This is a genomic window from Anaerococcus obesiensis ph10 (assembly GCF_000311745.1).
Classification (GTDB): Bacteria; Bacillota; Clostridia; order Tissierellales; family Peptoniphilaceae; genus Anaerococcus; species Anaerococcus vaginalis.
The window spans coordinates 883,750-907,488 of the sequence record NZ_HE978531.1 but is presented as its reverse complement, the minus strand read 5'-3'; the positions used below and the strand labels follow the sequence as shown (position 1 = coordinate 907,488).

The 23,739-nt window shown below is 27.5% G+C and carries 27 protein-coding genes, 3 tRNA genes and 1 pseudogene; 22 read left to right on the top strand and 9 right to left on the bottom strand.

What is annotated here, in order from left to right:
- The first annotated feature begins 59 nt into the window (after positions 1-59).
- Genes HGAG_RS04620 through HGAG_RS04600 form a run of 5 tightly spaced genes read left to right on the top strand, consistent with a single transcriptional unit; the run spans position 60 to position 4,633 of the window.
- Positions 60-1,226, top strand: a complete 1,167-nt coding sequence (locus HGAG_RS04620; RefSeq protein WP_019118118.1) for an ABC transporter substrate-binding protein — start codon at positions 60-62, stop codon at positions 1,224-1,226.
- Positions 1,227-1,279: 53 nt separating this feature from the next.
- Positions 1,280-2,167 (top strand): branched-chain amino acid ABC transporter permease, encoded by an 888-nt coding sequence (locus HGAG_RS04615; RefSeq protein ID WP_019118117.1) that lies wholly within the window; start codon positions 1,280-1,282, stop codon positions 2,165-2,167.
- Position 2,168: 1 nt separating this feature from the next.
- A complete protein-coding gene (locus tag HGAG_RS04610) occupies positions 2,169-3,149 on the top strand; it encodes a branched-chain amino acid ABC transporter permease (protein WP_004838209.1) in 981 nt (326 codons plus the stop codon).
- A complete protein-coding gene (locus HGAG_RS04605; RefSeq protein ID WP_004838210.1) occupies positions 3,142-3,924 on the top strand; it encodes an ABC transporter ATP-binding protein in 783 nt (260 codons plus the stop codon). Before HGAG_RS04610 ends, HGAG_RS04605 begins: the two co-directional genes overlap by 8 nt.
- A gap of 1 nt (position 3,925) precedes the next feature.
- On the top strand, positions 3,926-4,633 hold the full coding sequence (locus HGAG_RS04600; RefSeq protein WP_004838212.1) for an ABC transporter ATP-binding protein: 708 nt from the start codon (positions 3,926-3,928) through the stop codon (positions 4,631-4,633).
- A gap of 92 nt (positions 4,634-4,725) precedes the next feature.
- On the opposite strand, the gene HGAG_RS04590 is transcribed toward HGAG_RS04600, so the two are convergent.
- A complete protein-coding gene (locus tag HGAG_RS04590; RefSeq protein WP_019118115.1) occupies positions 4,726-5,307 on the bottom strand; it encodes a DUF1700 domain-containing protein in 582 nt (193 codons plus the stop codon).
- Positions 5,304-5,639, bottom strand: coding sequence for a PadR family transcriptional regulator (locus HGAG_RS04585; protein WP_004838217.1), 336 nt, complete (start codon positions 5,637-5,639; stop codon positions 5,304-5,306). Before HGAG_RS04585 ends, HGAG_RS04590 begins: the two co-directional genes overlap by 4 nt.
- A 166-nt stretch (positions 5,640-5,805) precedes the next feature.
- Here HGAG_RS04585 and trmB point away from each other — a divergent pair, with 166 nt between their 5' ends.
- The gene (gene trmB, locus HGAG_RS04580) at positions 5,806-6,438 is read left to right on the top strand and encodes a tRNA (guanosine(46)-N7)-methyltransferase TrmB (RefSeq protein WP_019118114.1); all 633 of its coding nucleotides are present in this window, start codon (positions 5,806-5,808) and stop codon (positions 6,436-6,438) included.
- Entirely contained in the window at positions 6,435-6,917 is a 483-nt protein-coding gene (rlmH, locus tag HGAG_RS04575; RefSeq protein ID WP_019118113.1) for a 23S rRNA (pseudouridine(1915)-N(3))-methyltransferase RlmH, read from the top strand. The genes trmB and rlmH overlap by 4 nt, the downstream gene beginning before the upstream one ends.
- A gap of 52 nt (positions 6,918-6,969) precedes the next feature.
- Here rlmH and HGAG_RS04570 read toward each other — a convergent pair whose 3' ends face one another.
- Positions 6,970-7,350 carry a VOC family protein gene (locus HGAG_RS04570; protein ID WP_004838221.1) on the bottom strand — a complete coding sequence of 127 codons (381 nt, stop codon included), beginning with the start codon at positions 7,348-7,350 and terminating at the stop codon, positions 6,970-6,972.
- Between the two features lie 314 nt (positions 7,351-7,664).
- On the opposite strand from HGAG_RS04570, the gene HGAG_RS04565 reads away from it, so the two are divergent.
- The 7 genes from HGAG_RS04565 to HGAG_RS04535 all read left to right on the top strand — a co-directional run bounded on the left by HGAG_RS04565 (position 7,665) and on the right by HGAG_RS04535 (position 11,740).
- Positions 7,665-7,740 (top strand) — tRNA-Phe (locus tag HGAG_RS04565).
- Positions 7,741-7,748: 8 nt separating this feature from the next.
- Positions 7,749-7,823: transfer RNA gene (locus HGAG_RS04560), tRNA-Gly, on the top strand.
- Between the two features lie 4 nt (positions 7,824-7,827).
- Positions 7,828-7,901: transfer RNA gene (locus HGAG_RS04555), tRNA-Cys, on the top strand.
- A 49-nt stretch (positions 7,902-7,950) separates the two neighbouring features.
- Complete coding sequence (locus HGAG_RS04550) at positions 7,951-8,628, top strand: DUF6873 family GME fold protein (RefSeq protein WP_019118112.1); 678 nt, start codon at positions 7,951-7,953, stop codon at positions 8,626-8,628.
- A 13-nt stretch (positions 8,629-8,641) separates the two neighbouring features.
- Positions 8,642-9,940, top strand: coding sequence for a histidine--tRNA ligase (hisS, locus tag HGAG_RS04545; protein WP_019118111.1), 1,299 nt, complete (start codon positions 8,642-8,644; stop codon positions 9,938-9,940).
- An 8-nt stretch (positions 9,941-9,948) separates the two neighbouring features.
- Entirely contained in the window at positions 9,949-10,815 is an 867-nt protein-coding gene (locus tag HGAG_RS04540) for a DegV family protein (protein WP_019118110.1), read from the top strand.
- A 7-nt stretch (positions 10,816-10,822) separates the two neighbouring features.
- Positions 10,823-11,740 carry a DMT family transporter gene (locus HGAG_RS04535; RefSeq protein ID WP_019118109.1) on the top strand — a complete coding sequence of 306 codons (918 nt, stop codon included), beginning with the start codon at positions 10,823-10,825 and terminating at the stop codon, positions 11,738-11,740.
- A 2-nt stretch (positions 11,741-11,742) separates the two neighbouring features.
- On the opposite strand, the gene HGAG_RS04530 is transcribed toward HGAG_RS04535, so the two are convergent.
- Together HGAG_RS04530 and HGAG_RS04525 are read right to left on the bottom strand one after the other, a co-directional pair.
- Positions 11,743-12,441 carry a hypothetical protein gene (locus HGAG_RS04530; protein WP_019118108.1) on the bottom strand — a complete coding sequence of 233 codons (699 nt, stop codon included), beginning with the start codon at positions 12,439-12,441 and terminating at the stop codon, positions 11,743-11,745.
- Positions 12,438-12,914, bottom strand: a complete 477-nt coding sequence (locus HGAG_RS04525; protein WP_004838245.1) for a YbaK/EbsC family protein — start codon at positions 12,912-12,914, stop codon at positions 12,438-12,440. Before HGAG_RS04525 ends, HGAG_RS04530 begins: the two co-directional genes overlap by 4 nt.
- Positions 12,915-13,016: 102 nt before the next feature.
- Between HGAG_RS04525 and HGAG_RS04520 the strand changes: the two genes are divergently transcribed.
- Positions 13,017-13,790: an MBL fold metallo-hydrolase gene (locus HGAG_RS04520; protein WP_019118107.1), complete on the top strand. Its 774-nt coding sequence runs from the start codon at positions 13,017-13,019 to the stop codon at positions 13,788-13,790.
- 4 nt (positions 13,791-13,794) lie between these two features.
- Positions 13,795-14,649: a DegV family protein gene (locus HGAG_RS04515; RefSeq protein WP_019118106.1), complete on the top strand. Its 855-nt coding sequence runs from the start codon at positions 13,795-13,797 to the stop codon at positions 14,647-14,649.
- A 124-nt stretch (positions 14,650-14,773) separates the two neighbouring features.
- On the opposite strand, the gene HGAG_RS04510 is transcribed toward HGAG_RS04515, so the two are convergent.
- The 4 genes from HGAG_RS04510 to HGAG_RS04495 all read right to left on the bottom strand — a co-directional run bounded on the left by HGAG_RS04510 (position 14,774) and on the right by HGAG_RS04495 (position 17,689).
- Positions 14,774-15,265 carry a hypothetical protein gene (locus tag HGAG_RS04510; protein WP_019118105.1) on the bottom strand — a complete coding sequence of 164 codons (492 nt, stop codon included), beginning with the start codon at positions 15,263-15,265 and terminating at the stop codon, positions 14,774-14,776.
- Between the two features lie 142 nt (positions 15,266-15,407).
- A complete protein-coding gene (locus HGAG_RS04505; protein ID WP_244263819.1) occupies positions 15,408-16,241 on the bottom strand; it encodes a sensor histidine kinase in 834 nt (277 codons plus the stop codon).
- A gap of 223 nt (positions 16,242-16,464) precedes the next feature.
- Positions 16,465-17,157: a VanR-ABDEGLN family response regulator transcription factor gene (gene vanR / locus HGAG_RS04500; protein WP_019118103.1), complete on the bottom strand. Its 693-nt coding sequence runs from the start codon at positions 17,155-17,157 to the stop codon at positions 16,465-16,467.
- 172 nt (positions 17,158-17,329) lie between these two features.
- Entirely contained in the window at positions 17,330-17,689 is a 360-nt protein-coding gene (locus HGAG_RS04495; protein WP_019118102.1) for a desulfoferrodoxin family protein, read from the bottom strand.
- A 110-nt stretch (positions 17,690-17,799) separates the two neighbouring features.
- Here HGAG_RS04495 and HGAG_RS10600 point away from each other — a divergent pair.
- The 6 genes and pseudogenes from HGAG_RS10600 to truA all read left to right on the top strand — a co-directional run bounded on the left by HGAG_RS10600 (position 17,800) and on the right by truA (position 23,690).
- Positions 17,800-18,929 (top strand): annotated as a pseudogene (locus tag HGAG_RS10600) (THUMP domain-containing class I SAM-dependent RNA methyltransferase).
- A gap of 41 nt (positions 18,930-18,970) precedes the next feature.
- Positions 18,971-20,389 (top strand): L,D-transpeptidase family protein, encoded by a 1,419-nt coding sequence (locus HGAG_RS04485; protein ID WP_019118101.1) that lies wholly within the window; start codon positions 18,971-18,973, stop codon positions 20,387-20,389.
- Between the two features lie 71 nt (positions 20,390-20,460).
- Positions 20,461-21,294, top strand: a complete 834-nt coding sequence (locus tag HGAG_RS04480; RefSeq protein ID WP_019118100.1) for an energy-coupling factor transporter ATPase — start codon at positions 20,461-20,463, stop codon at positions 21,292-21,294.
- Positions 21,291-22,148: an energy-coupling factor transporter ATPase gene (locus HGAG_RS04475; protein WP_019118099.1), complete on the top strand. Its 858-nt coding sequence runs from the start codon at positions 21,291-21,293 to the stop codon at positions 22,146-22,148. Before HGAG_RS04480 ends, HGAG_RS04475 begins: the two co-directional genes overlap by 4 nt.
- Positions 22,141-22,935: an energy-coupling factor transporter transmembrane component T family protein gene (locus tag HGAG_RS04470; protein WP_019118098.1), complete on the top strand. Its 795-nt coding sequence runs from the start codon at positions 22,141-22,143 to the stop codon at positions 22,933-22,935. The genes HGAG_RS04475 and HGAG_RS04470 overlap by 8 nt, the downstream gene beginning before the upstream one ends.
- Positions 22,932-23,690, top strand: a complete 759-nt coding sequence (gene truA / locus HGAG_RS04465; protein WP_019118097.1) for a tRNA pseudouridine(38-40) synthase TruA — start codon at positions 22,932-22,934, stop codon at positions 23,688-23,690. The genes HGAG_RS04470 and truA overlap by 4 nt, the downstream gene beginning before the upstream one ends.
- The last annotated feature ends 49 nt before the right edge of the window (positions 23,691-23,739 follow it).

Here is a 23,739-nt window from a genome sequence, read left to right as displayed (position 1 = left end):
TATTATAAATTTTAATCTTTATTTATACTTAATTATTAAAAAAATATGTGGAGGAAAAAATGAAAAAAACAAAAAAATTAATGACCTTAGCTTTTGCATCAATATTTGCATTTGCAGGATGTCAAGCAAAAAATGGAGAAAATAAAAAATCTGAGAATTCTGACACAATTAAAATTGGAGCAATAATACCACAAACTGGTCCAGTTTCAAATTATGGAAATTCATCAGAAAAAGGAGCTTTGTTAGCTGTTGATGAGATAAATAAAAATGGTGGAATTAATGGCAAAAAAATTGAATGGATTTCTTATGATGATAAGGGAGAAATAACAGATTCAACAACTGCATACAATAAATTAAAAGGAGAAAAAGTAACAGCAATTGTAGGGCCTATTACATCAAAACCTGCTCTAGCAGTTTCTGAAATTGCAAAAAAAGATGGAATTGCTATGATAACACCAACAGGAACTCAAGGAAATATTACAGAAGGAAAGGATAATGTATTTAGAACTTGCTTTACTGATCCTTATCAAGGAAAATTATTGGCAAAATTTGCAGCAGAAAATCAAAAAGCAAAAAAAGTAGCTATCCTTAGAAATACTTCTTCAGATTATTCAAATGGAATTGCTAATGAATTTAAAAAAGAAGTAGACAAATTAAAACTTGATTTAGTTGCTGATGAATCTTATGGAGATAATGACAATGATTTTAAGGCACAACTTACAAAAATTGCAAAAGCAAAACCAGATGTATTATTAGTTCCGGATTATTACGAAAAAGTTGCTCTTATAGCTCCACAAGCAAGAGATGCTGGAATTGATGCAAAATTTATTGGTTCTGATGGTTGGGATGGAGTTGTAAATGTAATGGATAAATCTCAATTAGGATTGGTAGAAGGCTCATGTTTTTCAAATCACTTTGCTTTAGATAGTGATGACCAAAGAGTAAAAGATTTTGTAAAAAAATATAAAGAAGAAAATAAAGAAGATCCTTCAGCTTTTTCTGCTTTGTCATACGATACAATTTATTTATTAAAACAAGCTATTGAACAAGCGAAAAGCGAAGAAAGTGATAAGATTATAGAAAAAATTAAAGCTATAGAATTTGATGGAATAACCGGCAAATTTAAATTTAATGAAAATCATAATCCAATCAAATCAGCATCAATGATGGAAATAAAAGATGGAACATATAAATTTAATTCAACAGTAACAGCTGATGAAAATTAATAAAAAAGGGGGATTGCGAATTAGCAAAACCCCTTAAATTTTAAGGAGATTTTATGGATTTTTTAATTCAACTTTTTAATGGTCTACAATTAGGATCAATATACGCTTTAATAGCCTTGGGTTATACAATGGTTTATGGCGTAGCAAAATTAATAAATTTTGCCCATGGAGATATTATAATGGTAGGCGCTTATACAATATTTTTTGTTGTTCAAACAAGTCTTTTCAGAAGTGGTTTACCATTATATTTAGCGATAATACCAGCGATTATTGCTTGTACACTTTTGGGAGTTGTAATAGAAAGAATTGCTTACAAACCTTTGAGGAATTCTTCATCAATTTCAATTTTAATTACTGCTATAGGAGTATCTTTATTTTTGGAAAATTTATTTGTAAAAGTTTTTACTGCTAACGCAAGACCTGTTCCAAGTTTATTTAATCAAGCTAGCTTAAATATTTTTGGAATAAGATTATCTTTTCAAACAATTTTTACAATAGTTTTAACTATTATTCTTACAATAATTTTGCAAATTTTTATTTCTAAAACAAAATATGGCAAGATGATGCTTGCGGTTAGCGAAGATTATAAGGCGTCAAGTCTTGTTGGAATAAATGTAGATAATATTATGACTATGACTTTCGCAATTGGCTCTGCACTTGCTGGAGTTGCATCTTTATTGTATGTTTCATCATATCCTCAAATAACTCCTTTTATAGGTTCTATGCTAGGAATAAAAGCTTTTACAGCAGCAGTTGTTGGAGGAATAGGTTCAATACCAGGAGCTGTAATTGGTGGATTTATTTTGGGAATGATAGAAGTTATGACTAGAGCATATCTTTCAAGCTCATACGCAGATGCAATAGTATTTTTGGTATTAATTTTAGTTTTAATAGTAAAACCAACAGGAATTTTAGGAAATATGGAAAAGGAGAAAGTATAAAATGGATAAAAATAAAAAAACATCATATCTAGTTAGCTTTGTCCTTGTATTAGTTTCATTTGCAATTATTCAAATATTAATTTTAAGTGGAATAATCGATTCTTATTGGCAATCAATTTTATTTTTGCTATGCATTAATATAATTCTTTCAATTTCACTAAATATAACCGTAGGAAATTTGGGACAAATAACCTTGGGACATGCGGGTTTTATGTCAATAGGTGCATATAGTGCAGGAATTTTTTTGAAAACTGGAATAATAGAAGGAATACCAGGATTTTTTATAGCCTTATTAATTGGAGGGCTGTTTGCATTTTTATTTTCTCTTGCAATAGGAATACCAGTATTGAGGTTAAATGGAGATTATCTTGCTATAGTAACCTTGGCTTTTGGAGAAATAATTAGGGTTGTTGTAGAAAATTTATCTATTACTGGTGGAGCTCAAGGAATGGCAGGAATACCTACAGTTGATTCTTTTGCTTTAGTATTTTTTGTTACAGTTTTGTGCGTTGTATTTATGTATTCAATTATGACATCAAGATTTGGTAGATCAGTTTTGGCAATAAAAGATAATGAGCTTGCCGCTGAAAGCTGTGGAATAAATACAACAAAATCTAAAATATTTGCCTTTACTTTATCAGCGCTTTTTGCTGGAGTTGCAGGAGCAATATACGCTCAAACAACTGGAGTAATAGCAGCCGATGTATTTAATTATAATAAAAGTTTTGATATTTTAGTAATGGTTGTTTTAGGAGGAATGGGTTCATTTACAGGTTCAGTCATTTCAACTATAACATTAACCATAGTTCCAGAAATATTAAGAGCATTCGCAGAATATAGGATGATAATTTATTCTGTAATCTTAGTAATTGTTATGATATTTAGACCGCAAGGCTTAATGGGAAGAGAAGAATTTTCTATTTCAAGACAAATTGCAAAATTTAAAAGAAAAATCAACAAAGAAGGAGTAAAAAATGGATAAAAGAAGATCTGTATTAAAATGTGATAATATTTCCATCTCCTTTGGAGGATTGAAGGCAGTAAATGGATTTAATCTTGATGTAAAAGAAAAAGATTTAATTGGTTTAATTGGGCCAAATGGAGCAGGAAAAACTACAGTTTTTAATATGCTAAGTGGAGTTTATGAGCCAACAGAAGGAGCGATTTATTTAGATGGAGAAAATATAACAGGCTTACCTGTTCACAAACTAAGTCAAAAAGGTATAGCAAGAACTTTTCAAAATATAAGATTATTTGATTACTTATCAGTTGTAGATAATGTAAAAGTATCTATGAACAGAGATATGAGGTATAAAATTGTTGACGGAATGCTTAGGCTTAAAAATTATTGGAAAGAAGAAAGAGAAGCAACAAAAAAAGCCTTGGATATTTTAAAAATTTTGGGACTTGCAGCTTATGCAAATGATAGCGCAGGAAATTTATCCTATGGAGCCCAAAGAAAATTAGAAATAGCAAGAGCTCTTGCGACAAATCCAAAATTATTATTATTAGACGAGCCAGCTGCAGGTATGAATGCAATTGAAACAGAGTCATTGATGGATACAATTAGAATGATAAGAGATAATTTTAATTTATCAATTGTTTTGATAGAACATGACATGAAATTGGTCTTGGGAATTTGCGAAAAACTTTACGTATTAAATCACGGAATAGTAATAGCAAAAGGAAAACCAGAAGAAGTTGTTAAAAAAGATGACGTAGTAAGCGCCTATTTGGGAAGTGGATATGGAGAATAAAATGCTTAATGTAGAAAATTTAAATGTATATTATGGAAATATCCACGCTATAAAGGATGTTTCCTTAAAAGTAAATAAAAAAGAAGTAGTTTCATTAATTGGAGCAAATGGAGCAGGAAAAACTACAACCCTTCAAGCAATATCTTCTTTGCTTGAAAAAAGAAGCGGAAAAATCACTTTTGAAAATGAAGATATAACAAATAAAAAAGCATACAAAATAACAAGGCTTGGAATTGCACAAGTTCCAGAAGGAAGGAGAGTTTTTTCAAATCTTTCAGTCGTAGATAATATAAATTTAGGTTCAGTTGCAACAAATTTAAAAGACAAAGAAAGAGAAGAAAAAATTGAGAGAATATATGAGCTTTTTCCAGTTTTAAAAGATAGGAGAAATCAAAAAGCAGGAACTTTGTCAGGAGGAGAACAACAAATGCTTGCTATGGCAAGAGCTATAATGACAAATCCAAAATTGCTTTTATTAGACGAACCATCAATGGGACTTTCGCCTCTTTATGTAGAAAAAATATTCGAAACGATAAAAGTTTTAAAAGAAGAAGGCTCAACGATTTTGCTTGTAGAACAAAATGCTAATCTTGCCCTAGATATATCAGATAGGGCTTATGTAATAGAAACAGGAAAAATTGTAAAAGAAGATAAGGCAGAAAACCTTAAAAATGATCCTGCCGTAAGAAGTGCATATTTAGGAATTTAAAAAACTAGGAATTAGTTTTAAGCTAATTCCTAGTTTTTTTAAAAAAATTTTTATAAGCTAAATTTATAATTTTTGCAAGTTTTTTTGGATTATCAATTTCCATTATTTAATTTTCTTTTTTGATTTTTTAAAAATTTAATTGTAGCAATTGTAGCTTTCCAAAATAAAATTCCAATTATAAAAAATATCAAGGCTAAAATAAGACCTGCAATTAAAGCGAAAATCCCTTTTAATTCAAAGCCAAAAAAGATAAATTTTAATTCATCGATTGGTTTAATGTGAATTATTCCTTTAAAAAGTCCCATTACACCTGCAAATATGCTAATTCCACTAGAAAAGAAAAAAGATATGGAAAGTATTGCAAGAGTTGGTATAAGACAAATCCACGCTAATGAAGCGTAAGAATAAAATCCTATAGCCATAATTAAATTTTTAAAGGAAAAATCTTTACTTTTTACAATACTATCGCTCATATAAGAAAATGCTAAGTCTTTTGGACTTTCCATTTGAGAGATTATGTACTCAGAACTTTGCCCATCATTAAGCCTTTCATAAAATGAATTTTTAAGTTCACTTAAAATATCAGTTTTTTCAGAAATAGACATATATTTTAAATTGCTGTCTACTTTTGATAAATATTTTTCTAAATTGTTATCAATTTTACTATTTTTCATTTTTCTTCCTCACTAAGATCTGAAATATTTTTTACAAGAATCATCCAATCTCTTTTCAAAGCATTTAAATAAAAATTTCCAAGCTCTGTAATTTTATAATATTTTCTTGGAGGAGTGCCTTCTTCTATATTTTTCCAATAAGCTTCTAAATAATTATTTTTTAGAAGTCTTCGAAGTAGTGGGTAAACAGTGCTCTCCTTTGTTTGTAACATTGGATATTTTTCAAGAGTTTGAATTAAATCATAGCCATATCTATCCTTTTTTTTAATTAAAATTAAGATAGCATATTCTAAAGTTCCACGTTTAATTTGAGAAATCCAATCTTCATTCATAACAATCCTTTCCAATAATAATTTAATCCATCTTATTGATATATACATTGTACAGCATAGTATATTAATGTCAATAGGTATATTGGATTTTAAAATTTTAAATTTTATTTTCCTTGTTTTTATAACAAATATTTTGTAAACTAATACTTAATAGAAAGGATGAGAAATGAGATTAAGATTTAAAGAAAATGCAATTCCAGAAATGAAAGAAAATCCTTTGATTTATTTTGATGGAAAAGAAAACAAGGGGAAATGGAAAGAAATTTTTGGAAATGATAATGAAATATATTTGGAAATTGGATCTGGCAGGGGAGATTTTTTAATTGAAATTGCTAAGGATAATCCTGCTATAAATTTTATAGGACTTGAAGTAAATACAAATGCCTTTGTTGTTGCAAGCAGAAAAATAAAAGAAAATGAACTTACAAATGTTAGAGGGCTTATAGCAGATGCGGAAAATTTGGAAGAAATTTTTGAAAATGAAGAAATTTCAAGAATATATTTGAATTTTTCAACTCCTTGGCCAAAAAGACGTCACCACAAAAGAAGGCTTAGCCACGAGAGATTTTTGAATAGGTACAAAAATATTATAAAAGATAAGGCGATTTTGGAATTAAAGACAGATAATAAAGAATTATATGAGGCTTCAGTTAAATATTTTGAAGAATTTTCTATGGATATAATTGAAAAAGATGAAAATATTTCAGAAGAAAAAAGCAAATATATAAGCGAATATGAAAGAAAATTTAGAAATAAAAATATGCCGATTTATTATATAAAAGCGAGATTTAATAAATGAATATTTCAATAGTAAGTGTGGGAAAAATTAAAGAAAAATATTTTAAAGATGCAATAAGCGAGTACGAAAAACGATTAAAACCATACGTAAAATTAAAAATCATTGAAGTAAATGACGAAAAAGCCCCTGAAAATTTATCAGAAAAAGAATTGGAAATTGTAAAAGATAGGGAAGCTGATAGGATTTTGAAAAAGATTAAAGAAAATTCCTATATTATAAGCCTAGAAATTGAAGGCAAAAGCCTATCATCAGAAAGTTTTTCAAAATTAATTAAAGAGCAAATGACTTATGGAATGGGATGCGATTTAGTTTTTTTAATTGGTGGGTCAAATGGTCTTTCAAAAAAAATAAGCCAAAAGGCTGATTACAAATTATCATTTTCAAAAATGACTTTTCCCCATAAATTAATGAGATTAATTTTAATTGAACAAATTTATAGGGCTTACAAAATTATAAATAATGAACCTTATCACAAATAAAATGGACCCAAAAAGGTCCATTTTTTAAAAAATATAAATTATCAATCAATTATTATTTTTCTTCAATTATTTCTATAGAAAAGCCTTGAGGGTCTTTTATAAAATAAAATTTGTCAGAACCGTCAGAAAGTCCGCCGATTTCTTGACTTACTACTCCCATTTTTTTGTGAAGGTCATAGGATTTTTCAAATTCTTTTGTTTTAAATGCCATGTGACCGTAATATGAGCCGTGCTCATATTTTCTTCCGTCGTGATTAAATGTTAATTCAAGTTCGTAAGCTCCATCTTCTGTTGCCATATAAATTAAAGAAAATTCATCTTCATCGTAATCTTTTCTTCTAGTAATGTGCATATTTAATGCATCTTCATAAAATTTTATACTTTCCTTATCGTTATCTGTGTATATACATGTGTGAATTGATTTAAATTTCATAAAACCTCCTAATTTCTTATATTATATTTTTACCCAAAAAATTTAAAATGAATTTTACTAATATTTTACAAGATAAATTTTTTCTAGGGTATATAAATAAGGGATAAGAAATTTCGCAACCTTATGACCAGAGCTTATGCAATTTATGAAAAATAATTTGTTTTGCAAGGCTCTTTTTTTTTTTGAAAAATTTTATTTACAAATAAAATTGATTTTGTAAATTTAAAAATAAAAAATTGGATTATTTCTTTGTAAAATTTTAAAAAAATTTGACAAGAATTTTAATTTAGCATATACTATAAAAGTAATGTTTAGCCCAGATAGCTCAGTCGGTAGAGCAGGGGACTGAAAATCCCCGTGTCGGTGGTTCGATTCCGCCTCTGGGCACCAGAAAAAATGCGGAAGTGGCTCAGTGGTAGAGTATCGCCTTGCCAAGGCGAGGGTCGCGGGTTCGAATCCCGTCTTCCGCTCCAATATGGCGCCATAGCCAAGTGGTAAGGCAGAGGTCTGCAACACCTTTATCCCCAGTTCAAATCTGGGTGGCGCCTCCAAATTTGTCCTCGTTGAGGACTTTTTTTGTACCTAAATTTAAGGAGAATTATGTTAATTATTAGTCACAAATCAAAAAAAGAATTTACAGATTTTTTGGATTTTAAAAATATAAAATATTTAAAAACAATTGATAATCCAAATCTTGACAAAAGAATTTCAGATCATCCTGATCTTTCTTTATTTAAATTGGATGATAAAAATTTAATAGTTGATAAAAATGTCTATGAGTATTACAAAAAAAATATAAAAAATATTAATATTATTAAAGGAGAAGAAGTTTCAAAAAATTATCCTTATGATGCTCTTTATAATATTGTAAAATTTAAAAATTTTTATATCCACAATGATTTTACTGAAAAAAATATAAAATTATTTTTTGAAGAAAAAAATATCAAGCACTTATTTATCAAGCAAGGCTACTCAAGGTGTTCTATGCTTGTTTTTAATGAAAATCTAATGACTTCTGATATGGGAATTTTTAAAAAATTAAAAAATATTTTGCCACTTACTTTATTAAAAGAAGAAAAAATTTCTCTTGACGGATTTGATCAAGGATTTTTGGGTGGATGTTTTGGAAAAATTGATGAAAATACTATATTATTTAATGGAAATATAGAAAGATTAAATTCGTATGATATAATTAAAAATATAGTATATAAGGAAAAATTAAATTTATTATATCCAGACACTAATTTAGTAGATACTGGATCTTTAATATGGATATGATTAGGAGATTAAAATGAATATAGTAAAACCACAAACTATTGCAGGTGTTATGGAATTATTACCAGAAGATCAATTAGCATTTGATTATATAAAAAATATCATTGAAGAAACTTTTTTGTCTTATCAATTTTTACCAATTGATACGCCAGCAATTGAAAAAAATGATATTTTATTTGCAAAAGGCGGCGGAGAAACTGAAAAGCAAATTTTTGGAATTGATTCATCAAAAAAAGATATGTCTTTGAGATTTGATTTAACTGTTCCTCTTGCAAGATATGTTTCTGAACATTTTTCTGATTTGAATTTCCCTTTCAAAAGGTATCAAATTGCAAAAGTTTATAGGGGAGAAAGAAATCAAAAAGGAAGATACAAGGAATTTTACCAATGCGATATTGATATTATTGGAAACAATTCTTTGTCAATACACAATGATGCACTTTTGCCTAAGGTTATTTATGAAATTTTCCAAAAACTTGACTTTAACGGAATAAAGTTCCATATTAATAATAGAAAGCTATTGAATGGATTTTTTGAATCACTTGAAATTTCTGATAAGGAAGAAGTTTTAAGAACAATCGATAAAAAAGCAAAAATCGGTGAAGAAAATACAAGAGAGCTTTTGGTAGAAATTTGTGGGGAAGAAAAAGCAGATAAATTGATGGAGCTTATAAATAATAAAAGAGAAAACAAAGAGCTTTTGACTTATCTTGAATCACTAAATTTAAATGATAATTATAAAATTGGATTAGATGAATTAAAAGAAGTTTATGATTATATGATTAAATTTGGAATTGATGATGATTCAATTATTATTGATTTGTCAATTACTCGTGGTCTTGATTATTATACATCTACAGTTTATGAAACTTTTTTGGATGGTTATGAGTCAATTGGAAGTGTATGCTCTGGTGGAAGATATGAAAATCTTGCAGGAAATTTCTCAAAACAAAATTTACCAGGAGTTGGACTTTCTATTGGTCTTACAAGATTATTTTATCAATTTCAACAGCTTGGTCTTGTAGAAAAATATAAAGCTAAATTTACAGATTGTCTTGTAATTCCTATGGATGAGAAATTAAATTTTTATGCCATAGACATAGCAAATAAATTAAAAGAGCAAGGTCTAAAGGTTGATATATATCTTGAAGACGGAAAATTTAAGAAAAAAATTAATTATGCAGACAAAATTGGCGTAAAAAAAGTCTTAATAATCGGACAAGAAGAATATGAAAACAAAATGGTTTCTGTAAAAAATATGGAAGATGGAAAGCAAGTTAGTGTGAAAATTGAAGAGATTAGAGAATATCTATAAGGAGAATTATGAATTTTAGAATAATAACAGACGGTTCTAGCGATATGAACGTTGATTTTATAAAATCATCGAATATTACCATAGTGCCTATGCAATCAAATATGGAAGATGAAATTTATGAAATTATAGGTACAGATATTGAAAAACTAAATGAATATTATGAATTTATGTTAGAAGATAAAAATGTTTTTACAAGCCAAGTAAACTTAGCTGCTTTTGAAAAATATTTTGAAGAAGTTTTAAAAAATGGAGAAGACGTATTTTATATAGGTATTACTGATGTTCTATCTGGAACTTATAAAAATGCTATGAAAGCAAAGGAAATTTTAGAAAAAAAATATCCAGATAGAAAAATTTATGTTTATGATACAAATCAAGCGTCAACAGGTACTGGTCTTTTGTGCCAAATTATTTGTAAAATGCAAGAAGATGGAAAAAGTATAGATGAAATTGATTCTTTTATAAAAGATAATTCAAAATATATGGTAGCCCAATTTGGAGTAGACAATCTTAAATATTTATATAAAGGTGGAAGGATTTCAAAAACTAGCGCAGGAATAGGAAGTTTTTTGAAAGTGAAGCCAGTTTTACATGTATCTGATGATGGTTCTTTGCAAGTTTTGAAAATTGAAAGAGGAAATAAAAGAGCTATAAAAGTTTTGTTCAATAATTTCAAAAAAAATTGGAAACCAGAAATATCAAAAGAAGTTTTGATAGGATATGCTTACTTTGATGAAAATGCTAAAATATTAAAAGAATTAATAGAAGAAAATTTTAAAGATGCAAAAGTAAGTCTTGCTCCAATTGGATCTTTGATTGGATCTCACGTTGGACCAGGAATGTATTCCTTGTCATATTTTGGAGAAAAAAGATAGGAGAAATATGCTCAAAAATAAAAAAAATGCAGTAATTTTTTCTTTAATAGCAATGTTTTTATGGGGGAGTGCAATCCCCCTTATTAAATCCACTTATGAAGTTTTGCAGATAGAATCATACGACACCTTTGCAAAAGTTTATATAGCTGGAATTAGATTTTTTATGGCAGGGATTTTGGCATTTTTTTATGCCAAAATTTTTGGAAAAAACAAAATTTCATTTTCTAAAGTAAATATAAAATTAGTTATAATTCTTGCAATACTACAAACTTTTTTGCAATATTTTTTCTATTATATAGGACTTTCAAATACAAGCGGAGTAAAATCATCAATCATACAAGCATCAAATTCATTTATGATTGTAATAATTTCACTTTTTCTACTTCCAGAAGATAAAATTTCGATAAATACAATTATAGCCTTAATAATTGGAACAGCAGGAATTATTTTGGTAAATTCAAATCAAAAAATGGGAAGTGGATTTAAACTAACAGGAGAAGGATTCATTTTTACATCAACATTTATTAATGCTTTAGCATCAGTTTTATTAAGAAAATATTCAAAAAATTCAGATCCATATATTTTAAATGGCATGGTGCTTTTATTCGGTTCCTTGCCTTTAATAATACTTGGCAGATTTTTATATATAAATCCAGTTGTTATAAACTTGAAAGCTTTTTTAATGCTTTTTTATGGAGCATTTATTACAGCAACATCATTTACAATTTGGACAATAGTTTTGCAAAATCATAGCGCAAACCAATTTGGAGTATTCAAATTATTTATCCCAATATTCGGCTCGATTTTATCAGTAATAATTTTGGGAGAAAATTTTACAATAAGATTATTTATAGGACTTATTTTAGTTCTAACAGGCTCTTTGGTTTTGATGAAGGGTAAAAATAAAAAAGATAGTTTAGAGTAGAGTTATTCTAAACTATCTTTTTTTATTGGTCTTTTTAAATTGTTTGTTAATTTATAAATTTCATCTATATATAAATACCTATTTTTATCTTTGTACTTTGCAATTCTCATCAAATCTAGTGCCCAATTTACTAAATATTTTGATAAGTAAAAAGCGTAAATGTCGTTTGCAAGTATTGATCTTCTTCCATTTATTACTATGTCATTTCGAATTTCTTTAAAATATCTTATCAAATTTTTTCTATTGTATTTTGAAAAAATTACTTCTATCATTGCTACTAAAGCCAAAAGATATTTATTTTCTAGATAATTAATTTTGAAATCTATGCTCTCATCTTCTTTTAAAATAATATCTTCGATTTTGTCGTGGCTTTTATAAAATTTAAAATATTTTTCTTTAGAAAAATTTTCAAAAAAATTAGGATAGAGTCCATATTCAAAATTTGATTTTTCTAAATTTTTCTTAAAAAATTCTAGGGAAGTGGAATTGTCAAAAATTGTTATAAAAATTGGAGATAAAATCACCAAAAGTCTTAAAATTTCGTTTTCTTTGTCATTTTTAAAATTTATAATTATTTTTTCTTCTTCACTTGTTTTTTCTAATTTAGAAAAGTCTTTATTTTTTAATTTATTATCAAGTTCGAATACGTCTTTTGCATTATATTGATATATTTTTTTATTTTTAAATATTTTAATTATCATTGTCTTATATTTTCAAATTTTCCATTTACTGCTTTTGCCAAATCAAATGGATTTAGTTTTAAACTTACTCCACATTTTCCACCTGATACAATCATTTTATCCAAATCTTTTGCGCTATCATCTATAAAAACTGGATAATCTTTTTTCATTGCAAGGGGAGTGGTTTCGCCTCTTTGATAGCCAACTTTTGCTTTTAAATTTTTGGTTGGAAGGATTGAAATACTTTTAACTCCTGCAACTTTTGCAGCTTTTTTCATATCAATTGAATCATAGCTTCTTAGTAAATAGATTATTATTTCATTTTCTTTTGAAATTGTCGCTATGGTTTTATACATTATATTTAAATCTACGTGGGATTTTTTGCCAGCATCTACGGCTGATTTAAATTCTCCGCCCAAATCGTATTCTATTTCTTCGTATTCTATCTTATTATTTTCCAAAATTCTCATTGCGTTTGTTTTAACTTTTCCCATACTTGCTCCTTTCTTTTTTTATATTACCAGAAAAATATAAAAATTCATTAATTCAAGGCGATTTTGGGTATATTTATTTTATAAGAAATTAGGAGAATTTTGATGATTGAAAAAATTATAATAACTTATATTTATCATTCCTGTTATACTGTAGAAATAGGGGATTATTTTATTATATTTGATTATTATAAAGGAGTTTTAAATATTCCTGAAGATAAAATTGTTATTTTTGTTGCAAGTCATGGACATTCTGACCATTACACTTCAGAAATTTTAAAAATTCCTAATATGAAAAATTATACTTATATTTTATCAAGTGATATTGGACATTTAGAAAGCGATGATAATATTATTTATATAAAGGATAATAAACTTGGCATGGACCAATTGAAATCTTTGTATAATTCTAAAAATGTTTATCTTGTTGATCCTTATCAATTTAAAGAAATTAATATTAATGGAAGAAAAATTTCTATAAAAACTTTCGGCTCAACTGATGAAGGGATTTCTTTAATTTTATATATTGAATCCTTATCAATATTTCATGCGGGCGATTTAAATTATTGGGCTTGGGAAGATTATGATGACAAAAGACTAGAAAAAGAGTATTATGCTTTTATCGACCAAGTAGAAAAAATTAAAAAAGATTCGATAGATATAGCTTTCTTCCCAGTTGATTATAGGCTTGGAGAAAATTATTATAAGGGTGCAAAAATATTTGCAGATACTGTAAAGCCCCAATTGATGTTTCCAATTCATAGTGGAGATCATGAAAGCATAAGCCAAAGATTTGCTAGAGAAATCAAATTAGAAGAAACTGTATTTAGAGCAATTATTGACAAAGGTCAAAAAATTATTGTAGATATAAAGGATTAGAAAAATGGAAAAAATAGCAGTATTAGTAGATTCTGGATCAGATTTAGATTTAGAAAAAGCTAAGGAATTTGGCATTTATATGATGCCATTTTATGTAAATTTAGATGGAAAATTTTATAGAGAGCAAGTAGACTTAAAAGCAGACGAATTTTATAATTGGATTAAAAAGCACGAAAAATTACCAAAAACATCAATTCCATCTCCTGGAGAATTGATAGAAAAACTTGATGAAATAAAAAATGATGGTTTTGAAAAATTAATAATAATAACTATATCAAAAAATTTCACAGGTTTTTATAATTTGTGCTCACAAATAGAATACGACAATTTAGAAATTGAAGTAATAGATTCAAAATCAGTTGCCCTAACCACAGGCTTACTTGCAATTTATGCAAAAGATTTAATCAAAAAAGGCTATGAATTTAAAGAAATTGTAGATAGGTTGGAGGATAAGAAAAAAGAATCAAAAATATTTTTTACAATCGATAGCTTTAAATATCTAGTGGCAGGGGGAAGAGTGCCAAAAGCTTTTGGAAAAGTGGGAGAGCTTTTAAATATCAAACCAATAATTGTTTGTAGTCCAGAAGATGGAAAATATCATATAGAAAAAACTTGCAGAGGAGAGAAAAAAGTTCTTAAAGAAATGGAAAAGATTGCAAGCGAATATTTGGGAAAATTTGACAAATATTATATGATAATTTCAAATGGTGGCTACAAGAAAGGCTCAGAAATTTTAGAAGAAAAATTAAAAGTATTTAAAGAAAAATCCACTTTATTTTTAACTTCACAAATAGCTCCAAGCCTTGGAGCAAATACAGGTCCAGGCTTATTTGGTTTTGGATTTTTGCCACTTGATTAAATATATTGTTCAAGGTTGATTTTTTAATTATATATTTATAAGCAAATAAAAAGGATTCAAGCAATGTTTTTACTTGAATCCTTTTTTTGTTTATAAAAGAGCAATTATAAAATATTTTGTTTTTTTATCTTGGGTCATTTAATTTTAAATTTTCTTCAAAACCAGATGGGTCATTTGCTTTTGCCTTATCTAGTCTATCTTTGAAAAATTTTCTTGTGGCATCATCACAACATTCTTTACTCAAATATCTCATATTTAAAGCTTTTTCTAGCTCTTCAATTGCCATTTGTGCTTTTTGTGGATTAGTTTTGTAATTTTTTAACCATTCCTCTTGCCATGCACATTCCCAATAATTTGATGCCAAGGTATCCCCATATCCTTCTTGATAAACAGCATTTGCATCATCGTCTAATTTTTCAGGAGCCTTGTATCCTTCTGGCCAATTTAATTTATTAACTGTTTCTTTAAATTCTTTTTGAATATCATCATATTTTACAAAATCTTTTGCACCATTTTCTGAATTTGCCGTTGCACTAGACTTTTTGCAAGATGAAAATCCAACCATTAATACCATTACAAACAAAAAACTAAGAACTTTTTTTAAACTTAACTTCATAAAAATCTCCTTTTAAAATAATTCAGATAAGTTTTGCTTAACTGTAAGATTATTATAGCTTGCTTTATAAGCTAGTTTATTTGTTTTTTATGATAATTTCTTAAAGATTCCTATACAAATTCCTATTTTTTTCCTACTTTTTTTATTTTTTAGGAAGAATCACACAAAACTTGACACAATTGTCCTTGCTTTCAGCACTAATTTCTCCCTTGTGTAAAAGTACTATCTCTTTTGCAATAGCTAGACCCAGACCTGAGCCACCTTTTGAATTTCTTGAAAAATCTAGGCGATAGAATTGTTCAAAAATTTTTGATAATTTATCTTCCTCAATATTTTCAGTTTTATTTTCGAAAATTATCTCTACCTTTTCTTTTTTTACATTCAAATCTATATGAATTTCACTATTTTCAAAAGAATATAGGCAAGCATTACGGAGCAAATTATCGAAAACACGAGAAATTTTATTTACATCACAGCTTATCATTACATTTTTTTCTGCCTTAACTTTACAAGTTAGATTTTTTTCTTCAAACATCGGTTTAAATTCAAAAACAAGCTGTTCTAACATCATAGTGAGATTTGTCCTAGAATAATTTATTTTTATTTTTGATAAATTATATTTTGTTATCTCAAAAAATTCATTAATCAAATCCGATAGCTGTTTGGATTTTCTAAGAGCAATACCTAAAAATTTTTTTCTTTGCTCATCATCTAAAGAAATATTCCCATTTAACAACTCCAAATATCCAATAATTGATGCTAGTGGTGTTTTCAAATCATGAGCTAAATTCATTATCAAATCATTTTTTTGCCTTCTATTTTCATTAGCTAGTCGTTCATTTTCTATAGACTGCATTTTTAATTTATTAATTTTAGTGGAAATTTCTGATAATTCATCAGATAGGTGAATGTAATTATTATCTTTGTCAAAAAGTTTGTTTGTTGCTTCTTGTAATTCATCAACATAACTGACCAATTTCTTAAATAGTTTATATGTTTCTAGCATTATCAATAGTGCCCATATAATTATTGTTGGAAATAACAAATATAAGGATCTGTAGAACATATAGGCATTTTCAAAATTATTATAAATGTAATTGTTGATTATAGGAATAAGGATACAGGCTAAAATCGCAACAAAAATTGTTATGACGAAACACTTTTTTAAATAATTTTTAAAAACTGAATTTAGGAGGCGATTATTCGATTTCATATCCTACGCCCCAAACAGTTTTTATAAATTTTGGATTTCTACCAGAATCATTCATCTTATCCCTAATCCTTCCTATATGAGCCATTACAGTATTGTTATTATCAAGATATTTTTCCTTCCAAATATTTTCAAAAAGCTCTTCAGATGAAACAACCTTGCCTTGATTTTTACACAAATACCAAATTATCTCAAATTCTATGGGCGTAAGTTGGATTTGCTTATCATACAAAAAACATTTATGACTTTTTTTATCTATTAATAGACCTCTTATATCATAAGTTTCATCATCTTTTATCTTTTCAGTCTTATTATATTTTTGTGAGCGTCTAAGCTGAGTTTTTACTCTTGCAATAACTTCCAAAGGATTAAAAGGCTTAGTTATATAATCATCTGCTCCCATTGTAAGGCCAAGTATTTTATCATTTGAATCTGTTCTTGAAGTTAACATAATGATTGGAAAATAATGCTTCTCTCGGATTTTTTTACAAACAGAAAATCCATCCATATCTTCAAGCATTATATCCAAAATCATCAAATCAAAATTTTCAGCTTCTACCAAGTCCAGTGCATCCTTTGCATTAAAAGCTTTAGAAACAGAAAATCCGTCATTAGTTAGGTATAAGTCTAACAAATCTGCTATCTCTTTTTCATCATCAACAATAATTATTTTGTCATTCATTTTTTTCACCTTAAAATTTTGATTTAATTTCTTAAAAATATTATATCATTAATTTGCAAAAAAAAGAGGCTGTTGCAGAATGAATAAACAATCACTTCATTAGAGGAAATGAGATGATATTTATTCATAGCCTTGCAACGGCCCTTTTTAATAAAAATCTTTAATAAAAATATTATTTAATTTCTAAAGAACTTTCCCAAAGTCCGTGAATATTACAATAAGATAAGGCAAATAAAGTACCTTTTTTATCTGACTTAAATTCTCCAATAGCTTTTGGAGTTGTAAAAATTTCTCCTTCGCCGTGAGCAGAAAAATTATAATTTGCAACTTCTACTGGCAATTTGCCACCTTCAGGAACAAAGAAAACTTTAATCCAAACAATATGATGTTCTAAAGTATTTGGGTGTGCAATTTCTTTTCCAACAAAAGCAGAAACTTCATATTTTCCTTCGCCAAGTTCTTTATATTCTAATTCTGGTACGTGTTTTTCATTTTTCCAATCGCCTGATTGAACTGTTTGTGTTAATAACATAAAATCCTCCTAAATTTTTATCTACATTTATTTAATACCCTTCCATGATAAAAAATAACAAAATTATAAAAGTTTTTAAAATCCCTTGAATTTGATATAATAAATATATTATGGAAAAAATAATAATAACAACAAGCTTTGGTATGGAAAGCTTAATAAAAAGACAATTAGAAGAAGAAAATTACAAAAAATTTGAAGTTTTAAATGGAAAAATTATTTTAAATGGAAATTTGGATGATATAGGCTATTTAAATTTAAATTTAAGAGAAGCTGATAGGATATTTTTAGAAATTGAATCTTTTACTGCAAAAACTTTTGAAGAATTATTTGAAAATATAAAAAAAATAGACTGGTTTGATTATTTAAAAATCGATGATAATTTTATTGTAAATGCAAGAACTTACAAATCAAAATTGTTTTCTATTCCGTCAATCCAATCAATAAGTGAAAAAGCTATAATTGATTCATTAAAAAGAAAATATAAAATTTTAACTTTTAAAAAATCATCATCTCGTGTTCAAATTGAAATTATGATTGAAAAGGATGTGGTTTCAGTTTGCCTTGATACATCAGGAGATGGTCTTCATAAAAGAGGTTATAGACAAGGAAGTGTAAAAGCCCCTATAAGAGAAAATTTGGCAGCAGGGCTTGTTGATTTATCTTTTTATAAAGATGATAGGTTTTTGTTTGATGGATTTTGTGGTTCAGGTACTATTTTAATTGAGGCTGCAAGAAAAGAAAGAAATATAGCACCAGGACTTGATAGAGATTTTGATTTTACATCTTTTAAATTTTATGACAAAAAAAGATTTGAAAAAATAAAAAAAGAAGCTTATGAAAAAATTGATTATAGGAAAAAATAAATATTCTAGGTTCTGATATATCCAAAAAAGCAATTGAGCTTGCAAAAAATAATGCTTTGAATGCAGGAGTTTATGAAGATATTACTTTTTTAAATAAGGATTTTAAAGAAATAAATTTAAAAGATAATTTTGGAATTTTCATTTCAAATCCACCATACGGAGAAAGATTATCAAGATTCGATAAGGCAAAAATTTCAAAAATGATAAATGAAAAATTTAAAAATTTAAATACTTGGTCAATGTTTATAATATCTTCAGATGAAAATATTGATAAAAATATAAAAAGAAAATTATCCAAAAAAAGAAAATTATATAATGGAGGACAAAAAGTAGATTTATATCAATTTTTCGGCAAAAAACCAAAAAAAGATAGATAAAATTACTTTTAAGTGGTACTATAATTACAGTTATTTAGGAGGTGTTTATTATCGATAATCAACAAACAAGTAACAATACAAAAAAAGTTATTTTAACAATAGGCGGTATTGTTGTAGGAATATATATAATTGGTACTATTTTATTTACATTTGTAAGCTTACCAAATACACACGTAAATGGCAGAGATGTTTCATTTGCTCCAAAAGAATCAGTTATTGGAGATAGCGTTGGAGATTTTGATATAAAAATCAAAGGAATTGATGATAAAGAGCTAGTTTTTAATTCAAAAGATATTGACTACAAGGCAAATATCCCAAAAGGAGCAAGCCTTGACCAAAATCCATTAAAATGGCCTATAAGTTTTTTCTCAAAAGAAAGTTTTGAATTTGATTATAAAGTAAACTATGATGAAAATAAACTTGAAGATATTTTAAAAAATTCTCAGTTTATGAATAAAATAGTAGAACCAGAAGATGCAAAATTAGAATTTGATGGAAAAGAATTTAAAATAAAAGAAGAAATAAAGGGAAATAAAGTAAAATACAATAAATTAAAGGAAGCCCTTGTATCAGCAATAAAAACAAGAAATGCTGATATAGAACTTGATGAATCTTTTTATGAACAACCAAAAGTTTATGCAAAAGATGAAAATTTACAAAAAGCATTAAACCAAGCAAACGAAGCATTAAAATTGAGCTTTAAATTTAATATTAATGGATTTGATTATAAAATTGAAGGCGAAAAATTAGCTGAAATGGTTGATTTTAAAGATGGAAAATTAACTTTAAATCACGAAAAAGTTACAGAATATGTAAGTAAAATGGCAGAAGAAACAAATACTTACGGCAAAAATAGAAAGTTTAAAGCTACTGATCTTGGAGAAATAACTGTAAATCCTGGAGTTTATGGTTATAAACTAAATGAAGAAGAAACAATTAAATCATTTTTAGATGCTTTCGAAAAAGGTAAATCAGCAGAAATCGAGCCTGTTTATTTAAAAGCAGGTCTTAACAGATATGAAGATGGGTCTGATATTAAAGACACATATATAGAAGTAGATTTATCTAGACAACATGTTTGGTATTATAAAAATGGAGAAGTATTATTGTCAACTGACATAGTTACAGGAAGATTATCTGAGGGAGCTTTAACTAATAAAGGTGTAGGGGCTATACTTTCTAAAGAAAAAAATTCTACATTAAAGGGAAAAAATTTTGATGGAAGTGATTACAAAACTCCAGTAAAATATTGGATGCCAATAGGCTGGGATGGCGAAGGATTCCATGATGCTAATTGGAGATATGCTTTTGGTGGAAATATCTATTTATATAATGGATCTCATGGTTGTCTAAATATGCCACCAAGTCAAGCTGAAAAATTATTTAATTTAGTTGAGCATAATACTCCTGTAGTTATATATGAATCATCAACAGATTATTCACCACCAATGTCATATTAATTTTTAAAAAGTGCTATCTATTTTTAGATAGTCGCTTTTTATGTTTAAAAAAGTATTGAAAGGAAGAAAAATTGATTAAAATTGAAAATTTAAATTTTTCTTATAAAAATAATTCAGACGAAAATGAAAATGTAGAATACACAGCAGCTTTAAATGATTTAGATTTGTCAATTAATAAGGGAGAATTTGTAGCTATTTTAGGTCATAATGGATCAGGAAAATCAACTTTGGCAAAGCTTTTGAATGGACAAATATTTCCTACAAGTGGAGATATTTTAATTTGCGGAATGAACACAAAGGATGATAAAAAAATTTGGGAAATTAGGGAAAAATGTTCTATGGTTTTTCAAAATCCTGATAATCAAATGGTGGCAACTACTGTAGAAAATGAAGTTGCATTTGGTCCTGAAAATTTGCAAATTAAAAATCCCGAATTAAGACAAAGAGTAGATGAGGCAATAAAACTTGTAGGTATGCAAGATTATATAAAAAAATCACCTTCAGAGCTTTCAGGCGGTCAAAAACAAAGAGTTTCTATAGCTGGAGTTATAGCTATGTTATCAGACTGTATTATATTTGATGAACCAACAGCTATGCTTGATCCAAAAGGTAGAGCCGATGTTATGAATATAATACACGATTTAAATAAAAAATATAAAAAAACAGTTGTCCATATTACTCATTATATGGAAGAGGCAGCTCTTGCTGATAGGATTATTGTTTTAAACAAAGGGAGAAAAGAGCTTGAAGGAAGTGCTAGGGAAGTTTTTTCAAATGTTAAAGAAATGAAAGAATTAGGACTTACAGTTCCACAAGTGACAGAAATTGCCTATGAGCTTGAAAAAGAAGGCTATAATTTTGATAAGTTGCCCTTAAATATAGAAGAATTTTTGGAGCTAGTATGAAAATTGAATTAAAAAATGTCGATTATATTTATAATGAAGATAGAGAAGAAAAAAGCTACGCTCTAAAAAATATAAATTTAGAGATTGATAAACATGAAATAATTGGTTTAATTGGACAAACTGGTTCTGGGAAATCCACTCTAGTACAACTTTTAAATGGACTTTTGATTCCTACAAATGGAGATGTTTTTGTAGATGGAGTTAATACAAAAGAAAAAAAGACAAGAAGAGATATAAGATTTAAGGTTGGTCTTGTTTTTCAATATCCAGAAAATCAGTTGTTTGAAGAAACTGTTGCAAAGGATATTGCCTTTGGTCCAAAAAATATGGGGCTTTCTGATGAAGAAATTCAAAAAAGAGTAAAAAATTCTATGGAAGCAGTAGGTCTTGATTATGAAACTATAGCAGAAAAATCTCCCTTTGAATTATCTGGAGGTCAACAAAGAAGAGTTGCTCTTTGCGGAATTATTTCTATGAATCCGAAAGTTTTAGTTTTAGATGAGCTTACAGCAGGACTTGATCCAAGGGGACGAGATAATATTTTTGGAGAAATTTTAAAATTATATAACAATGACCCAGAACTTACAATTGTTTTGGTTTCGCATTCAATGGAAGATGTGGCAAAATATGTTGATAGAGTTATTGTTATGAACAAGGGAGAAATATTTTCTGATAAATCAACTTATGACACCTTTACAAAAACAGATTTATTGTCGATAGGATTGGATATTCCTCAAGTTACAAAATTTATGAAAGCCTTAAAAGAAAGAGGCGAAAATGTAAGAGATGATATTTATACTGTTGAAGATGCAGTAATTGAATTAAAAAAGTATTTGGAGGCTAAAAATGAGTAACATAGCTATAGGTCAATATTTGCCATACGATACATTTATTCATAGACTTGATCCAAGAGTAAAATTAATTGCATCTTTGCTTTTTATAATTACAATATTTTTTGTAGAAAGTTTTGTAGGGTATATTCCTTTTGTGATTTTATTAATTGCCATGGTAAGTATTGGGAAAATCCCCGTAAAATCTCTTATAAAAAGTATTAAGCCCTTGATATGGATTTTATTAATAACTGGACTTATAAATTTATTTACAACAAGTGGAAGGACACTTTTTACAATTTTTTCCTTAACGGCAACTTATGAGGGATTGTATAAAACTATTTTTATGTTTGTAAGAATTATAATGATAGTTGTATCAACTTCAGTTTTAACTTTTACAACTTCTCCAATGGAATTAACAGATGGTTTGGAAAAATTATTAGGGCCTTTAAAAAAATTTGGTTTTCCGGCAGGAGAGCTTGCTATGATGGTTTCAATTTCGCTAAGATTTATTCCGACTTTATTTGAAGAAGCTCAAAGAATAAAAATGGCACAAATGGCAAGAGGAGCAGATTTTGAATCTGGAAATATTATTAACAGGGCAAAAAATATGATTCCCTTATTAGTTCCTCTTTTTATAAATTCATTTAAAAGAAGTGATGATCTTGCAACAGCAATGGAGGCAAGGCTTTATAGAATTGGTAGAGAAAGAACAAGGCTAAATGAAATAAAAATGACAAAAACTGATAGTTTAGTTTTGATTTTATTTATTTTATTTTGTAGCATAGTTATTATTAAATTTTTTATATGACAATTCAAAATATTTTATTAAAGATCCAGTATGATGGGTCTTTATTTGAAGGATTTCAAATTCAAAAAAACAAAAGAACAGTACAAAAAGAGTTGGAAGATGCTATTAGGAAAGTTACTGGAGAAGAAAATAGAATTATTGCTAGTGGAAGAACAGATAGTGGTGTTCACGCAAACGAAATGTATATAAATTTTTTGACTGCCAAAAATATTAGGGCGGATAAATTTCATTTTCATCTTAAAAAATATTTACCTGATGATATTTTAGCTCTTGAATCAAAAAAAGTAGACAAAAATTTTCATGCAAGATTTTCAGTAAAAACAAAAACCTATAAGTATGTTATTTCACTTGATAAAATTCTCCATCCAATTTATAGAAATTATATGGAGCAGGTAACTTACAAACTTGATTTTGATAAACTTAGACAAGGAATGGAAATTTTAAAGGGCGAACATGATTTTAAAGCCTTTATGCTTAGTGAAAAAAATGATATAATTAATACAATAAGAAAAATTGATGATTGCTACTTTGTTTTGAATGAAAATAGATTATATTTATATTTTAAGGCTGAAAGTTTTCTTCACAATCAAGTTAGAATTATGGCTGGCTCTTTGATTGAATTAAGTCGTGGGAAAATTAGCCTTGATGATTTTAAATATTACTTTAATGAAAATAATACAAGAAGAGCAAATCCAACTTTAAAAGCTGGAGGGCTTTATCTTGATAGCATAGACTATAGCAATTTAAAAAGTTAGTTATTATTATGGGAGAGTTAAATGAGTAAAAATAAAAAAATAATAGCTT